This is a genomic window from Pseudomonas sp. XS1P51 (assembly GCF_054897845.1).
Genome location: NZ_CM142707.1, coordinates 7,015,212 through 7,030,421, shown reverse-complemented (window position 1 = coordinate 7,030,421; position 15,210 = coordinate 7,015,212). Strand labels below are relative to the sequence as shown.

14 protein-coding genes are annotated in these 15,210 nt (G+C 59.9%); 11 read left to right on the top strand and 3 right to left on the bottom strand.

Annotation, left to right across the window (positions count from 1 at the left end; all coding sequences use genetic code 11):
• The first annotated feature begins 123 nt into the window (after positions 1-123).
• The gene (locus ACYZUD_RS32505; RefSeq protein WP_462021860.1) at positions 124-729 is read left to right on the top strand and encodes a TetR/AcrR family transcriptional regulator; all 606 of its coding nucleotides are present in this window, start codon (positions 124-126) and stop codon (positions 727-729) included.
• Positions 730-840: 111 nt separating this feature from the next.
• Here the strand turns inward: ACYZUD_RS32505 and ACYZUD_RS32500 are convergent, their stop codons facing one another.
• Both ACYZUD_RS32500 and ACYZUD_RS32495 read right to left on the bottom strand, forming a co-directional pair.
• Complete coding sequence (locus tag ACYZUD_RS32500) at positions 841-1,299, bottom strand: REP-associated tyrosine transposase (protein WP_462021859.1); 459 nt, start codon at positions 1,297-1,299, stop codon at positions 841-843.
• A gap of 214 nt (positions 1,300-1,513) precedes the next feature.
• A complete protein-coding gene (locus ACYZUD_RS32495; RefSeq protein ID WP_462021858.1) occupies positions 1,514-1,954 on the bottom strand; it encodes a GlcG/HbpS family heme-binding protein in 441 nt (146 codons plus the stop codon).
• A 266-nt stretch (positions 1,955-2,220) separates the two neighbouring features.
• Here ACYZUD_RS32495 and gcl point away from each other — a divergent pair, with 266 nt between their 5' ends.
• The 8 genes from gcl (at position 2,221) to ACYZUD_RS32455 (ending at position 11,899) form a co-directional block, all read left to right on the top strand.
• Positions 2,221-3,996 carry a glyoxylate carboligase gene (gene gcl / locus ACYZUD_RS32490; protein WP_462021857.1) on the top strand — a complete coding sequence of 592 codons (1,776 nt, stop codon included), beginning with the start codon at positions 2,221-2,223 and terminating at the stop codon, positions 3,994-3,996.
• 144 nt (positions 3,997-4,140) lie between these two features.
• Positions 4,141-4,923 (top strand): hydroxypyruvate isomerase, encoded by a 783-nt coding sequence (gene hyi, locus ACYZUD_RS32485; protein ID WP_010456880.1) that lies wholly within the window; start codon positions 4,141-4,143, stop codon positions 4,921-4,923.
• A gap of 125 nt (positions 4,924-5,048) precedes the next feature.
• Complete coding sequence (locus ACYZUD_RS32480; protein ID WP_462021856.1) at positions 5,049-5,939, top strand: 2-hydroxy-3-oxopropionate reductase; 891 nt, start codon at positions 5,049-5,051, stop codon at positions 5,937-5,939.
• A 150-nt stretch (positions 5,940-6,089) separates the two neighbouring features.
• Positions 6,090-7,370, top strand: coding sequence for a glycerate kinase type-2 family protein (locus ACYZUD_RS32475; RefSeq protein ID WP_462021855.1), 1,281 nt, complete (start codon positions 6,090-6,092; stop codon positions 7,368-7,370).
• A complete protein-coding gene (pyk, locus tag ACYZUD_RS32470; protein WP_462021854.1) occupies positions 7,360-8,775 on the top strand; it encodes a pyruvate kinase in 1,416 nt (471 codons plus the stop codon). Before ACYZUD_RS32475 ends, pyk begins: the two co-directional genes overlap by 11 nt.
• A gap of 163 nt (positions 8,776-8,938) precedes the next feature.
• Positions 8,939-9,853 (top strand): urea transporter, encoded by a 915-nt coding sequence (locus tag ACYZUD_RS32465; RefSeq protein ID WP_462021853.1) that lies wholly within the window; start codon positions 8,939-8,941, stop codon positions 9,851-9,853.
• 21 nt (positions 9,854-9,874) lie between these two features.
• A complete protein-coding gene (locus ACYZUD_RS32460) occupies positions 9,875-10,699 on the top strand; it encodes an ion transporter (protein ID WP_462021852.1) in 825 nt (274 codons plus the stop codon).
• A 201-nt stretch (positions 10,700-10,900) separates the two neighbouring features.
• A complete protein-coding gene (locus tag ACYZUD_RS32455) occupies positions 10,901-11,899 on the top strand; it encodes a sulfate ABC transporter substrate-binding protein (protein ID WP_462021851.1) in 999 nt (332 codons plus the stop codon).
• Positions 11,900-12,091: 192 nt separating this feature from the next.
• Here the strand turns inward: ACYZUD_RS32455 and ACYZUD_RS32450 are convergent, their stop codons facing one another.
• Positions 12,092-12,721 (bottom strand): hypothetical protein, encoded by a 630-nt coding sequence (locus tag ACYZUD_RS32450; protein WP_462021850.1) that lies wholly within the window; start codon positions 12,719-12,721, stop codon positions 12,092-12,094.
• Between the two features lie 235 nt (positions 12,722-12,956).
• Here ACYZUD_RS32450 and ACYZUD_RS32445 point away from each other — a divergent pair, with 235 nt between their 5' ends.
• Both ACYZUD_RS32445 and ACYZUD_RS32440 read left to right on the top strand, forming a co-directional pair.
• Entirely contained in the window at positions 12,957-14,162 is a 1,206-nt protein-coding gene (locus ACYZUD_RS32445) for an MFS transporter (RefSeq protein WP_462021849.1), read from the top strand.
• Positions 14,163-14,430: 268 nt separating this feature from the next.
• Complete coding sequence (locus tag ACYZUD_RS32440) at positions 14,431-15,150, top strand: SDR family oxidoreductase (protein ID WP_462021848.1); 720 nt, start codon at positions 14,431-14,433, stop codon at positions 15,148-15,150.
• Positions 15,151-15,210 lie beyond the last annotated feature (60 nt).

The window sequence follows — 15,210 nt, the reverse complement described above, 5'->3', positions numbered from 1 at the left end:
CCTTCTTGAATGGATGCTGCGCAGCATAGCGCGGCCGCGCGTCGCACGGGGCATTCTTGAGCGCCGCGCGAGGCCGGTGCTACCATGCGCAACCGCCAGAACAGGCAAGGAATCACCTGGTTTATGAGCACTATCCGCGAGCGCAACAAAGAACTGATCCTGCGTGCCGCCAGTGAAGAATTTGCCGACAAGGGCTTCGCTGCGACCAAAACCAGTGACATCGCAGCCAAGGCGGGATTGCCCAAGCCCAACGTCTACTACTACTTCAAATCCAAGGAAAACCTCTACCGCGAGGTCCTGGAAAGCATCATCGAGCCCATCCTGCAGGCCTCGACGCCGTTCAACGCCGACGGTGTGCCCAGCGAAGTACTGAGCGGCTACATCCGCTCGAAAATCCGCATCTCCCGCGACCTGCCCTTTGCTTCCAAGGTGTTCGCCAGCGAAATCATGCACGGCGCCCCGCACCTGAGCCCCGACCTGGTGGAGCAGCTCAACGGCCAGGCCAAGCACAACATCGACTGCATCCAGACTTGGATCGACCGCGGCCAGATCGCCCCCATCGACCCCAACCACCTGATGTTCAGCATCTGGGCGGCGACCCAGACCTATGCCGACTTCGATTGGCAGATTTCTGCCGTGACCGGCAAAGCCAAGCTGGATGAGGCCGATTATGAAGCGGCGGCGCAGACGATTATCCGGTTGGTGCTCAAGGGATGTGAGCTGGACTGAAAGACTGCGTGCCTTCATCGCGAGCAGGCTCGCTCCCACATTGGATCTCCAGTGCCCACAAATCTCCTGTGGGAGCGAGCCTGCTCGCGATGAAGGCGACCCGGTTTCAGTTCAAACCCAGATAGCATCCCACAGCGGATAGTCGCCGAGACGCTCGACCAATCCCGCGCGTAATGGGTTTGCCACAATGTACCGTGCCAGTTTTACCAAATCTTCCTCACGGCGCAGCGCCCGGTCATGAAAGCCATGCTGCCAAAGGCCGATCTTACGGCCGGTAGACAGATTTATTGCTTTGGTACTCAAAGATTTGGTCTTTTGCATCAGTTCACTCAACGACCCCTGCTGTAACTCGATCAACCAGTGAAAGTGATCGGGCATGACGACCCTGGCCAATGAGTTAGCGCAGCCGTGGTCCTGCGCAATGCGAAATTGTGCGACGACTAATCTGCCCAAGAGAACGTCGTTGAAAACAGGCTGTCGACCAAGTGTGTTGGTAGTCAAAAGATAGATGCGGTTTGGCTCGGCATAGCGGCCGATGCGCAAGCGGTTTGAAGCGGGTAAATCAGGCATTCCTTTGCCCCTTGCATGATCAATTCATGAAGAAGGGTAGACCGGCGAATGCCTGAAGGCAGGACAGACTTATCGCTAGAGATGTCTGATGGACAGCCATCGCGAGCAGGCTCGCTCCCACAGTGGATTGGCGGTGTACAGACATTTTGTGTCCACCACCGAACCATTGTGGGAGCGAGCCTGCTCGCGATAGCGGTAGTTCATTCACCACAAATCAAGCAGCAACCCCCGCATCCGCCCGCAACCCCAATGCCTCGATCGCATTGATCGCACACTGCTCGTCAACATCCGACAGATCCCCGCTGATGCCAACAGCCCCCAGCACGTTCCCATCCTGATCCCGAATCAACACCCCGCCCGGTGCAGGCACCACACTGCCCTGCCCCAGACTGTTCAACGCCGCGATAAACGCCGGGCGCTGTTGCGCGTCCAGCGCCAGCAGGCGTGAGCCTTTGCCCAGGGCGATGGCGCCCCAGGCTTTGCCGATCGCGATCTGTGGGCGCAGCAGGCTCGCGCCGTCTTCGCGTTGCAAGGTGATCAGATGCCCGCCGGCATCCAGGACCGCGATGGTCAATGGAGCTGCGGAGATTGCACGCCCCGCGGCGATGGCCTGACTGGTCAGGTTGACTGCGACTTTCAAGGTTAAAGCGCTCATGGTGCTGTCCTCATTTTGTTATAGGGAAAGCCGTTGGACTGCTTTTTGTTCAGCAATCCGATGCAACAAATAGAACACAATGAGTTATTTTTTTGTATACAATAATTTTCGAAAAGCGCCACATTCGACAAAAATCCACGGTAAATCGAGCTTCCGACGAATGAAACAGCCGCTTGAGAAAATGGATTGACCTGCGCCGTCCGCCGTGAATACACTCTGCGCAAAGCCACTTGTATACAATTACAAAACGTAAGAGGCACAAAACCATGAGCAAAATGAGAGCAATCGAAGCCGCCGTTCTGGTGATGCGCCGTGAAGGGGTTGATACCGCTTTTGGCATCCCCGGCGCCGCGATCAACCCGCTGTACTCCGCCTTGCAGAAGGTCGGTGGCATCGATCACGTCCTCGCTCGCCACGTTGAAGGCGCCTCGCACATGGCCGAGGGCTACACCCGTACCAAGGCCGGCAACATCGGCGTGTGCATCGGCACTTCCGGTCCGGCCGGCACCGACATGGTCACCGGGCTCTACAGCGCCTCGGCCGACTCGATCCCGATCCTTTGCATCACCGGGCAAGCACCCCGCGCCCGTATGCACAAGGAAGACTTCCAGGCTGTCGACATCACCGCCATCGTCAAGCCAGTGACCAAGTGGGCAACCACCGTCATGGAACCGGGCCAGGTGCCCTACGCGTTCCAGAAAGCCTTTTACGAAATGCGTTCCGGTCGTCCAGGCCCCGTGCTGATCGACTTGCCGTTTGACGTGCAGATGGCTGAAATCGAATTCGACATCGACGCCTACGAACCACTGCCGCTGGCCAAGCCAACCGCGAACCGCGTACAAATCGAGAAGGCCCTGGCCATGCTCGATCAGGCCGAGCGTCCACTGTTGGTCGCCGGTGGCGGCATCATCAATGCCGACGCCAGCGAATTGCTGGTGGAGTTTGCCGAGCTGACGGGTATTCCGGTGATCCCGACCCTGATGGGCTGGGGCACGATCCCGGACGATCACCCGCTGATGGTCGGCATGGTCGGCCTGCAGACTTCGCACCGTTACGGCAACGCGACCCTGCTGAAATCCGATGTGGTGCTGGGTGTCGGTAACCGTTGGGCCAACCGCCACACCGGTTCGATCGACGTGTATACCGAAGGCCGCAAGTTCATTCACGTCGACATCGAACCAACGCAGATCGGTCGTGTGTTCAATCCGGACCTGGGCATCGTCTCCGACGCCGCTGCCGCGCTGACCGTGTTCATCGAAGTCGCTCGGGAATGGCAAGCCGCCGGCAAGCTGAAAAACCGCAGCGCCTGGCTGCAAGACTGCCAACAGCGCAAGGCCAGCCTGCAGCGCAAGACTCACTTCGACAACGTGCCGGTCAAGCCGCAGCGCGTTTACGAAGAGATGAACCAGGTGTTCGGCAAAGATACCTGCTACGTCAGCACCATCGGTCTGTCGCAGATTGCCGGCGCACAGTTCCTGCACGTCTACAAGCCGCGTCACTGGATCAACTGCGGCCAGGCCGGCCCGTTGGGCTGGACCATTCCGGCAGCGCTGGGCGTGGTCAAGGCTGATCCGACCCGCAAGGTCGTGGCGCTGTCGGGCGACTATGATTTCCAGTTCATGATCGAAGAACTGGCGGTAGGCGCGCAGTTCAAGCTGCCGTACATCCACGTTGTGGTAAACAACTCGTACCTGGGGCTGATTCGTCAGGCCCAGCGCGGTTTCGACATGGACTACTGCGTGCAGCTGTCCTTCGATAACCTGAACGCTCCGGAACTCAACGGTTACGGTGTCGATCACGTCGCGGTGGCCGAAGGCCTCGGTTGCAAGGCGCTGCGTGTGTTCGAACCGGGTCAGATCCAGCCGGCCCTGCGCAAGGCTCAGGAACTGATCGAAGAGTTCAAGGTACCGGTGATCGTCGAGATTATCCTGGAGCGCATAACCAACATTTCCATGGGGACCGAGATCAACGCCGTCAACGAATTCGAAGACCTGGCGCTGGTCGGCAACGATGCGCCAACGGCGATTTCGTTGCTTGATTAAGATGACCTGATACCTGTAGCAGCTGCCGAGGTACGAGGCTGCGTTGCGTGTCCGCAGGACCGCTGTCGAGGGCCGCTTCGCAGCCCAACGCAGCCTCGTACCTCGGCAGCTGCTACAGGCACCTATTTTTTACGGGAGACCACCATGCCGCGTTTCGCAGCCAACCTGTCCATGCTGTTCACCGAACAGGATTTTCTTGCCCGTTTCGAAGCGGCCGCCAAGGCCGGCTTCAGTGGTGTCGAGTACCTGTTCCCCTACGACTTCAGCTCCGCCGAGATCAAGGCCAAGCTCGACGCCAATGGCCTGACCCAAGTGCTGTTCAACCTGCCGGCCGGTGACTGGGCCAAGGGCGAACGCGGTATCGCATGCCTGCCGGACCGGGTTGAAGAGTTCCGCGCCGGTGTCGACCTGGCCATCGCTTACGCCAAAGTATTGGGCAACACCCAGGTCAACTGCCTGGCCGGTATTCGTCCACAAGGCGTCGACGATGCCACCGTGGAAAAAACCTTCGTCGCCAACCTCAAGTACGCGGCCGACAAGCTGCAAGCGGCGGGCATCAAACTGGTGATGGAAGCGATCAACACCCGCGACATCCCGGGTTTCTACCTGAACAACACGGCGCAAGCCTTGTCGATTCGCGAGCAGGTCGGCAGCGCCAACCTGTTCCTGCAATACGACATCTACCACATGCAAATCATGGAGGGCGACCTGGCCCGCACCATGGCCGCGCACCTGGGCGAGATCAACCACATCCAGTTGGCCGACAACCCTGGGCGCAACGAACCGGGCACCGGTGAAATCAACTACCGCTTCCTGTTCGAACACCTGGACCGCATCGGTTATCAGGGTTGGGTTGGCTGTGAATACAAGCCGCTGACCACCACGGAAGCGGGTCTGGGCTGGCTCAAAACCCATAACGCGATCTAAACGTATATCCCTGTAGGAGCTGCCGAAGGCTGCGATCTTTTGATCTTGACCTTCAAAAGCAAAATCAAAAGATCGCAGCCTTCGGCAGCTCCTACAGCTGCTTATAAAAACAAGAGGATTTTCTCATGGCTAAAATCGGATTTATCGGCACCGGCATCATGGGCCACCCAATGGCGTTGAACCTGCAAAAAGCCGGTCACAGCCTGTTCCTGTCGGCGCACCACGACGCTGCCCCGGCCGACCTGATCGCCGCTGGCGCCGTCGCGCTGGCGAACCCGAAAGAAGTCGCGCAAGAAGCGGAATTCATCATCGTCATGGTGCCGGATACCCCGCAGGTCGATGACGTGCTGTTCCGCGCCGATGGCGTTGCCGCCGGTGTGGGCAAAGGCAAAATCGTGATCGACATGAGCTCGATCTCGCCAACCGCCACCAAAGCCTTCGCGGCCAAGATCAACGAAAAAAGCGCGCAGTACCTCGACGCACCGGTGTCCGGTGGTGAAGTCGGCGCTAAAGCAGCGACCCTGAGCATCATGGTCGGTGGCGACGCCGATGCCTTCGAGCGCGCTCTGCCGCTGTTTCAGGCCATGGGCAAAAACATCACCCTGGTCGGCGGTAACGGCGACGGTCAAACCGCGAAAGTGGCGAACCAGATCATCGTTGCGCTGAACATCCAGGCCGTGGCCGAAGCCCTGCTGTTCGCGTCGAAAAACGGTGCCGATCCAGCCAAGGTGCGTGAAGCGCTGATGGGCGGTTTCGCTTCGTCGAAGATCCTCGAAGTGCACGGCGAGCGCATGATCAAAGGCACCTTCGACCCAGGCTTCCGCATCAGCCTGCACCAGAAGGACCTGAACCTCGCCCTGCAAGGCGCCAAGGAGCTGAACATCAACCTGCCCAACACCGCCAACGCCCAGCAAGTGTTCAGCACCTGCGCGGCCATCGGTGGCAGCAACTGGGACCACTCGGCGCTGATCAAGGGCCTGGAACACATGGCGAATTTCTCGATTCGCGATAAGTAAGCTCTGCCCCACAACTTGTGGGAGCGAGCCTGCTCGCGATGAAATCACCGCGGTGTACCTGAAAGACCGCAGTGCCTGAATCGCGAGCAGGCTCGCTCCCACAGGGAACCGAGTCGCCCTCCAATAACAAGAAATTTCCGGGAGCCCGCCATGTCGGTCGATCCGCAACAATTCCTGCGCGAGCTGTTTGCCACAGCCATCGACGCGGCCCATCCGCAGCAAGTCCTCGAAGCTCATTTGCCCAAAGATCGCAGTGGTCGGGTGATCGTCATCGGCGCCGGCAAAGCCGCAGCGGCCATGGCCCAGGTGGTCGAGCGTTGCTGGCAGGGTGAAGTCTCAGGTCTGGTGGTAACGCGTTACGGTCACGGCGCCCCGTGCGAAAAAATCGAAGTGGTGGAAGCCGCTCACCCGGTGCCGGACGCCGCAGGTCAGGCAGTCGCCAAGCGAGTATTTGAACTGGTCAGCAACCTGACCGAAGACGACCGCGTGATCTTCCTGCTTTCGGGCGGCGGTTCTGCCCTGCTGGCGTTGCCAGCGGCTGGCATCACCCTGGCCGACAAGCAATCGATCAACAAAGCCCTGCTCAAATCCGGCGCCACCATCGGCGAGATGAACTGCGTGCGCAAGCACCTCTCGGCGATCAAGGGCGGCCGTCTCGGCAAGGCTTGCTGGCCTGCCACGGTTTATACCTACGCGATTTCCGATGTGCCGGGCGACCTCGCCACGGTCATCGCTTCCGGCCCGACCGTGGCCGATCCAAGTACCTCTGCCGAAGCCCTGGCGATCCTCAAGCGCTATGGCATCGAAGTCCCCGCGTCCGTGCGCAACTGGCTGCAGAGCCCGGAATCGGAGACGGTCAAACCCGGTGATCCGAGCCTAGCACGCAGTCATTTCCAGTTGATCGCCCGCCCACAGCAATCGCTTGAAGCTGCTGCGGTGAAATGCCGTCAGGCCGGTTTCAGCCCCTTGATCCTCGGTGACCTGGAAGGCGAATCCCGCGAGGTGGCCAAAGTCCACGCCGGCATCGCTCGGCAAGTGGTTCTGCACGGTCAACCGTTGGCGGCGCCGTGCGTGATCCTCTCCGGCGGTGAAACCACCGTCACCGTGCGTGGCAACGGCCGAGGCGGGCGCAACGCCGAATTCCTCCTGAGCCTGACCGACAGCCTCAAAGGCCTGCCCGGCGTCTATGCGCTGGCCGGTGACACCGATGGCATCGACGGCTCCGAAGACAACGCCGGCGCGATCATGACCCCGGACAGCTACGCCCGCGCCGCAGCCCTCGGTTTGAGCGCCAGCGACGAGTTGGACAACAACAATGGCTACGGCTATTTCGAGGCGCTGGACGCACTGATCGTCACCGAGCCGACCCGCACCAACGTCAACGACTTCCGCGCCATCCTGATTCTCGAGAGCCCTAAACATGACGCCTGACAAAAAGGTCAAAATCCTCGCCACCCTTGGCCCGGCCACCGACGGGATCGACGACATCCGTGAGCTGGTGCAGGCCGGGGTCAATATCTTCCGCCTGAACTTCAGCCATGGCGATCACGCCGACCATGCCCAGCGCTATCAGTGGATTCGTGAAGTCGAACGCCAGCTGAATTATCCGCTGGGGATTCTGATGGACCTGCAGGGCCCGAAATTGCGGGTCGGCAAATTCGCCGAGGGCAAGGTGCAGCTGCATCGCGGTCAGGCACTGCGCCTGGACCTGGACCCGACGCCGGGGGATCAGCGTCGGGTCAACCTGCCCCACCCGGAAATCATCGCCGCGCTGGAACCGGGCATGGACCTGCTGCTGGACGACGGCAAGCTGCGTCTTCGCGTGGTGACCAAGTACTCCGACGCCATCGACACCACGGTGCTCAATGGCGGCGAACTGTCGGATCGCAAAGGGGTGAACGTGCCCCAAGCGGTGCTGGAGCTGAGCCCGCTGACCGCCAAGGATCGTCGCGATTTGAGTTTCGGTCTGGAGCTTGGCGTGGACTGGGTCGCGCTGTCGTTTGTGCAGCGCCCGGAAGACATTCGCGAAGCCCGCGAACTGATCGGTGACAAAGCGTTTTTGATGGCCAAGATCGAGAAACCCTCGGCCGTCACCCAACTGAGGGAAATCGCCGAACTGAGCGACGCGATCATGGTCGCTCGCGGTGACCTGGGTGTGGAAGTGCCGGCCGAAAGCGTGCCGCAGATCCAGAAAAACATCATCAGCATCTGCCGTCAGCTCGGCAAACCGGTGGTGGTGGCGACGCAGATGCTGGAGTCGATGCGTTTCTCCCCGGCCCCGACCCGCGCCGAGGTGACCGACGTTGCCAACGCCGTGGCCGAAGGCGCGGATGCGGTGATGCTGTCGGCGGAGACCGCATCCGGCGAGTACCCGCTGGAAGCCGTGCAGATGATGAGCAAGATCATCCGCCAGGTGGAAAACGGTCCGGACTATCAGGCGCAACTGGACGTGAGCCGGCCGAAGGCCGAGGCGACTGTTTCCGATGCGATCAGCTGTGCGATTCGTCGCATCAGTAATGTGCTGCCGGTGGCGGTGCTGGTGAACTACAGCGAGTCCGGCACGTCGAGTTTGCGTGCCGCACGGGTACGGCCGACGGTGCCGATTCTGAACCTGACGCCGAACCTGCAGACGGCCCGCCGTTTGACGGTGGCGTGGGGCGTGCATTCGGTGGTCAATGATCGGCTGCGGCAGGTGGATGAAGTGTGCTCGACCGCGCTGGAAATTGCGCAGGCGCAGGGGATGGCCCGGCGCGGGGATACGTTGTTGATCACGGCGGGTGTGCCGTTCGGGCAGCCGGGGTCGACTAACTCGTTGCGTATCGAGACGTTGATTTAAAGACGATCCTTTGTGGCGCCTGCACCGGCCTCATCGCGAGCAGGCTCGCTCCCACAGTGGATTGGTGTTGTTTACAAATCCATCGTCTGAACAAAGATTCAGTGTGGGAGCGAGCCCTGCTCGCGATGCAGGCGACACGGTTCCTCTGACATTCAGACCTAAAATGCCTGCCAACCACTTCAACACCCACTGCCCCGATTGGGCGACGGCCCTGCTCAACGGTTTCAGTCAGATCTTCCTCCAGCGTCATCCGCTGTTCGGTCTGCTGTGCCTGTTGGCCATTCTGTTTACCGCGCCAACCCTGCTCGGCGGAGCACTGCTGGGCGGTGTCGCCGGGTTGCTCACCGCGCAACGTCGCGGTTACGCCAAGGCTGATCGTCAGGCCGGGCTATTCAGTTACAACGGTGTCCTGCTCGGCTTGCTGCTGAGCCTCTATTACCCATGGTCAGCGCTGTTGCCGCCGCTGATCATCGCCGCTGGCGGCCTGAGCGCGATGCTCACTCAGCAATGGCTCAAGCGCGCCCGCGAGCATTATTGCCTGCCCGCCTACACGGCGCCCTTCGTGGGGATGAGCTGGTTACTGCTGTCGTTTGCGGCGCCGCAACCTCCAGCGCCACTGATGGAAATGAACACGCTGAATCTGCTGGCAGCCTCATTGAAAGGGTTCGGTCAGGTGATGTTTCTCGGTCATCCATTGGCCGGTGCGCTGATTGCCGTCGGTTTGTTGATCGCCGACCGCCACGCTTTCCTTTGGGCGCTGCTGGGCTCCGCAGCCGGCCTCGGATTTGCCCTTGTGCATCACGAAACCTCAAACGCATTGCTGGGTCTGGGCGGCTACAACACGGTGCTCGCCGCGCTCGCCTTCAGCCAGAACCGCCGCCAACCGTGGTTGCCGTTGCCGGGCATTGTGCTGGCTCTGTTGCTCACACCGGGCTTCGCCGCACTCGGTCTGGCCACATTGACCGCGCCGTTCATCCTCGCCTGCTGGCTGATCCGCGCCGGCATTCGGGTGTTGCGTCAGGCGGCTGCAGACAGCGCGCCTTGCGCTCTCGGGGAGAATCAACCTAGGCTTCGCTGATTCCCGGTTCAGGCGTTTTCCATGGATAGCAGCAAAAACTGGCGTGAAGACCTTTACGTCATGATTTTCCAGAGCGACACCAAGGCCGGGCGGCGTTTCGACGGCATACTGCTGTTGATCATCCTTGCCAGCCTGGTGATCGTGATGCTCGACAGCATCGACACGATCCACAAGAACTATGCCGATGTGCTGGCGTACATCGAATGGGGCTTCACCGTCATCTTCGCCATCGAGTATGGCCTGCGCCTGTACTGCTCGCCCAAGCCGTTGCGCTATGCGTTCAGCTTCTATGGGCTGGTGGATTTGCTGGCCATCGTGCCCGGCATCCTGGCGCTGTATTACGCCGATGCGCAGTACCTGCTGATTATCCGGATCATTCGGATGCTGCGGATTTTCCGCGTGCTCAAGCTCAGTCCGTATCTGAAACAAGCCAACTATTTGATGTCGGCGTTGCGCGGCAGCAAGCAGAAGATCGTGGTGTTTCTGGTCAGCGTCTGCACCCTGGTGACGGTGTTCGGCACGCTGATGTATGTGATCGAAGGCCCGGAACACGGTTTTACCAGCATTCCCAAAGGCATCTATTGGGCTATTGTCACGTTGACCACCGTGGGCTTCGGCGACATCGTGCCGAAGACGCCGCTGGGCCAGGTGATTTCGTCGCTGGTGATGATCACCGGTTACTCGATCATCGCCGTGCCCACGGGGATTTTCACCGCCGAACTGGCCAACGCCATGCGCGGCGAACAGCTGCAAACCGATTGCCCGGTGTGCAAGAAAAACAGCCACGAAGCCGGTGCCGCATTCTGCTCGCGGTGCGGTAATCAGCTGTTCAAAAAACTGGAATAAGCAAAGTGCTTTTTAATCTTTAAAGGACTATGCAAGCCCGGCTATAGTCGCTGGCAAAACGGTGGCAACACCTTTTGATAAATAACAAATAACCCGTAGGAGCTGCCGAAGGCTGCGATCTTTTGATCTTGATTTTGCTTGTGAAGATCAAGATCAAAAGATCGCAGCCTTCGGCAGCTCCTACATGAAAAGGACTGCGCAGTGAAAAAACTCTTTGGCGCCTCACTTCTGGCCGCTGGCCTGACTCTGGCTAGCGTGGCTCAGGCCGCACCGACCCTGCTCAACGTTTCCTACGACGTGATGCGAGATTTCTACAAGGACTACAACACTGCCTTCCAGAATCACTGGCAAGCCGAGCACAACGAAAACATCACCCTGCAGATGTCCTTCGGTGGCTCCAGCAAACAGGCACGTTCCGTGATCGACGGTCTGCCGGCTGATGTCATCACCATGAACATGGCCACCGACATCAATGCCCTGGCGGACAACGGCAAGCTGGTCCCGGACAACTGGGTCACCCGCCTGCCGAACAACAGCGCGCCGTTCACCTCGGCCACTGTGTTCATCGTGCGCAAAGGCAACCCGAAAGCCCTGAAAGACTGGCCAGACCTGCTCAAGGACGGCGTGCAGGTGATCGTTCCGAACCCGAAAACCTCGGGCAACGGCCGCTACACCTACCTCTCGGCCTGGGGCTATGTGCTGAAAAACGGCGGTGACGAGAACAAGGCCAAAGACTTCGTCGGCAAACTGTTCAAACAAGCCCCGGTGCTGGATACCGGTGGCCGCGCAGCCACGACCACGTTCATGACCAACCAGATCGGCGACGTGCTGGTGACCTTCGAAAACGAAGCGGAAATGATTGCGCGCGAGTTTGGTCGTGATCAGTTTGAAGTGATCTACCCGAGCGTTTCGGCTGAAGCCGAGCCGCCAGTCAGCGTGGTTGATAAAGTCGTCGAGAAGAAAGGCACCCGCGCGGCGGCCGAGGAATACCTGAAGTACCTGTGGTCGCCAGAAGGTCAGGAGATTGCTGCGGCGAACTACCTGCGTCCGCGTGATCCGGCGGTGCTGGCCAAGTACACCGATCGTTTCCCGAAAGTTGATTTCCTGTCCGTGGAAAAGACCTTTGGTGACTGGCGCACCGTGCAGAAGACCCACTTCAATGATGGTGGGATCTTCGATCAGATCTACAGCGGTAAGTAATCCCTGAGCCCAACGAAAAAGGCGACCTGTGAAGGTCGCTTTTTTTGTGGGGGAGATTTAACTGCATGTGATTCTGCGTAGGAGCTGCCGAAGGCTGCGATCTTTTGATCTTGATCTTCAGCGATCTCGAAAAGCTCAAGATCAAAAGATCGCAGCCTTCGGCAGCTCCTACATGGCGATTTAGCCAGGTCGTTACATCGGTGGCGTCACGCCGTCCTTGCCCGCCGAAATCGACTGCGCCGTCAGCGTCCCGTCGGCACTTTGGGTGACGAATGTCACGATCTTCACGCCCACCTTCAGCAAGCTGCGATCACCCGGCACCAGGTTCACGATCGGCACGTCCTCCGGCACCAGAATCTTCTGCTGGCCCCCCTTGTAGTTGACGGTCAGCACACGGCCATTGCTCACGACCAGGTCACCGACACTGCCGTTGGTCATGCTGCTGCCCTTGGCCAGGTCGAATGGCCGATGGCCGTCACCGCTGCCCGCCAGTTCCGGTGGGAAGACATGGACTTCCAGGGCCTTGAGGGAACCGTCCTCCTGGGGGATGGCGGCGGAGCCGATGTAGCTGCCGGGTTTGATGTCTTCGATATTGGCCAGGGTGACGGCGCGGACCTTGGTGTCCTTGGTCAGGTTGATGACCACGTTTTCACCGCTGTTGACGTGGACTTTCAACACGTCGGCGCTGACGCCGGTGATCTCGCCGCGCACGCCCATGCGCATACCCGGTGCGTCGGTGGCCTGGACGAGACCTGCCGTGAACAAACTGATCAAGGTAATAGCTGAAGCACCGCGAATCAGGTGACGGAACATCGCATTCATGAAAGTGCCTTCCGGTTATGAATCGTGAAGAGAGAACATAAGCACGCTATCGAACAATATGTAAGTGAATGTATCATCGGACCTCAATGTTTGGACGCAAGGTTCATCGGCCGACCGCACAAGCCTGCGTCACTCATTCCGCAAAGGAATGATTACTATCACCCCAACCTCTCTTCCGCCGTTTCGGCCAGCCGATTAGCCTGCGCGCATTCCAATTTGTTCAGCGAGACACGTTATGAACCCAGCGACCCAGGTGCCCCACGGCGCCGCGACAATGACCCGAGGCATGGTGCTGCTGTTCGCCTTCTGCTGCGGCGCCATCGTTGCCAACATTTACTACGCCCAACCGATCATCGGCCTGATCGCACCCGACATCGGCCTGACCAGCACCATGGCCAGCCTGATCGTTTCGCTGACCCAGATTGGTTATGCGTTGGGCCTGTTCTTCCTGGTGCCGCTGGGTGATCTGCTGGAAAACCGCCGCTTGATGATCATCACCACCGTGGTGGCGATTGCCAGTCTGCTGGGCGCGGCGTTCACCGATCAGCCAAATGTGTTTTTGCTGATCTCGCTGCTGGTGGGCTTCAGTTCGGTGTCGGTGCAGATCCTGATTCCGCTGGCTGCGCACCTGACGCCGGAAGAATCTCGTGGCCGCGTGGTTGGCGGGATCATGGGCGGTCTGCTGCTGGGGATTCTCTTGGCGCGACCGGTGTCCAGCGTCGTGGCTGACCACTTCGGCTGGCGTTCGATGTTTGTCATCGCTGCGGTGTTGATGGCGGCAATCAGCATTGTGCTGGCGGTGACGGTCCCCAAGCGCCAGCCTGATCACAGCGCTTCTTATGGCCAGTTGCTGGGTTCGCTCTGGACACTGCTGCGCCAACAACCGGTATTGCGCCAGCGCGCGTTCTACCAGGGTTGCATGTTCGCGACTTTCAGCCTGTTCTGGACCGCCGTGCCCCTGGAACTGGCGCGCAATCATGGCTTGTCGCAAACCCAGATCGCGATCTTCGCGTTGGTCGGTGCCATCGGCGCCATCGCCGCGCCCATTGCCGGCCGGCTGGCCGATGCCGGCCACACTCGCATCGCGTCGCTGCTGGCCCTGCTGTTCGCCAGCCTGAGCTTCCTGCCGGCCTTCATCCACCCGGCCTACAGCGTCATCGGCCTGGCGGTCACCGGCGTGGTACTCGACTTCTGTGTACAGATGAACATGGTCCTCGGCCAACGCGCGGTCTACGCCCTCGACGCCAAAAGCCGCAGCCGATTGAATGCGCTGTACATGACCAGCATCTTCATCGGTGGCGCGTTTGGTTCCTCGGTGGCCAGTGCGGTGTATGAGCATGGCGGCTGGTTGTGGATCGTGATTGTCGGCAGTGCGTTTCCGTTGTTGGCGTTGATGCGGTTTTTGAGTGTTTCAGAGAAGCGTTCGCTGGCTACCGCGTAAACCGTCAAAAAGCATCGCGGGCAAACCTTGCTCCTACGGGGCGAAGGTTGCTCGCGACTAACGACCCGCCGACCTTCAACGACAATCCGTCGTGGTCCCTGCCAATGTGGCACGTTAGATGATCGACCACGCGGGCGTGATTCGTTACGCCAAGGCCAACCCGGATTACACTCACCATCCTGAGCCTGAAGCGATGCCGGATACGATTCGCGGCTGATCCTTTCAAATGCCACCTGCCCCAGCGGCACGTTCTTTCAAGGAGCTTGCAATGACCCGACGTACCTTTCTCATCACAGGCGCCAGCAAAGGCATTGGACGTGCGGTGGCCGAGCATCTGGACCGTGCGGGCCATCGCGTGGTCGGTATTGCCCGGTCACCTGACCTGAGCTTTCCCGGCATTCTGTTTCCGCTGGACCTGAGCGACAGAGCGCTGACCCAGGAAGTGTTGACGGATCTGGCCAGGACTTACGAGTTCGATGGACTGGTCAATAACGTCGGCCTGGTACGCCCGCAAGTGTTGGGCGAAATCGACCTCGACACCTTCGACGACGTGATGCGGGTCAACCTGCATTCGGCATTGCAGGCCACTCAGGCGCTGCTGCCGAACATGCGCGCCAAAGGCTGGGGGCGGGTGGTGAACATTTCCAGCCTGACGGTGCTCGGGATTACCCAGCGCACCGCCTACGCGGCGGCCAAAGCGGCGTTGATCAGCTTCACTCGATCGTGGGCGCTGGAACTGGCGCAAACCGGCGTCACGGTGAATGCCGTGGCCCCGGGCCCGACTGAAACGGAACTGTTTCGCGCAAACAACCCACCGGGCAGCGAAGGCGAGGCTCGTTACCTGGCTGGCGTGCCGATGGGCCGCTTGGGGCAACCGCAAGAGATCGCGGCGGCGATTGCGTTCTTGTTGTCGGAGCAGAGTGGGTTTATCACCGGGCAAACGTTGTTTGTCGATGGCGGGGCTTCCATAGGTAAAGCCGCGTTTTAAGCGGCAGCATCAAGCCACTGTGGGAGCGAGCCTGCTCGCGAATGCGGACGGTCAGTCACA

Coding starts and splice junctions, on each gene's coding strand:
- gcl (WP_462021857.1), top strand. CDS start 2,221: ATGAGCAAAATGAGAGCAATCGAAGCCGCCGTTCTGGTGATGCGCCGT.
- ACYZUD_RS32475 (WP_462021855.1), top strand. CDS start 6,090: ATGTCGGTCGATCCGCAACAATTCCTGCGCGAGCTGTTTGCCACAGCC.
- hyi (WP_010456880.1), top strand. CDS start 4,141: ATGCCGCGTTTCGCAGCCAACCTGTCCATGCTGTTCACCGAACAGGAT.
- ACYZUD_RS32480 (WP_462021856.1), top strand. CDS start 5,049: ATGGCTAAAATCGGATTTATCGGCACCGGCATCATGGGCCACCCAATG.
- ACYZUD_RS32450 (WP_462021850.1), bottom strand. CDS start 12,721: ATGAATGCGATGTTCCGTCACCTGATTCGCGGTGCTTCAGCTATTACC.
- ACYZUD_RS32505 (WP_462021860.1), top strand. CDS start 124: ATGAGCACTATCCGCGAGCGCAACAAAGAACTGATCCTGCGTGCCGCC.
- ACYZUD_RS32500 (WP_462021859.1), bottom strand. CDS start 1,299: ATGCCTGATTTACCCGCTTCAAACCGCTTGCGCATCGGCCGCTATGCC.
- ACYZUD_RS32445 (WP_462021849.1), top strand. CDS start 12,957: ATGAACCCAGCGACCCAGGTGCCCCACGGCGCCGCGACAATGACCCGA.
- ACYZUD_RS32465 (WP_462021853.1), top strand. CDS start 8,939: ATGCCTGCCAACCACTTCAACACCCACTGCCCCGATTGGGCGACGGCC.
- ACYZUD_RS32495 (WP_462021858.1), bottom strand. CDS start 1,954: ATGAGCGCTTTAACCTTGAAAGTCGCAGTCAACCTGACCAGTCAGGCC.
- ACYZUD_RS32440 (WP_462021848.1), top strand. CDS start 14,431: ATGACCCGACGTACCTTTCTCATCACAGGCGCCAGCAAAGGCATTGGA.
- pyk (WP_462021854.1), top strand. CDS start 7,360: ATGACGCCTGACAAAAAGGTCAAAATCCTCGCCACCCTTGGCCCGGCC.
- ACYZUD_RS32460 (WP_462021852.1), top strand. CDS start 9,875: ATGGATAGCAGCAAAAACTGGCGTGAAGACCTTTACGTCATGATTTTC.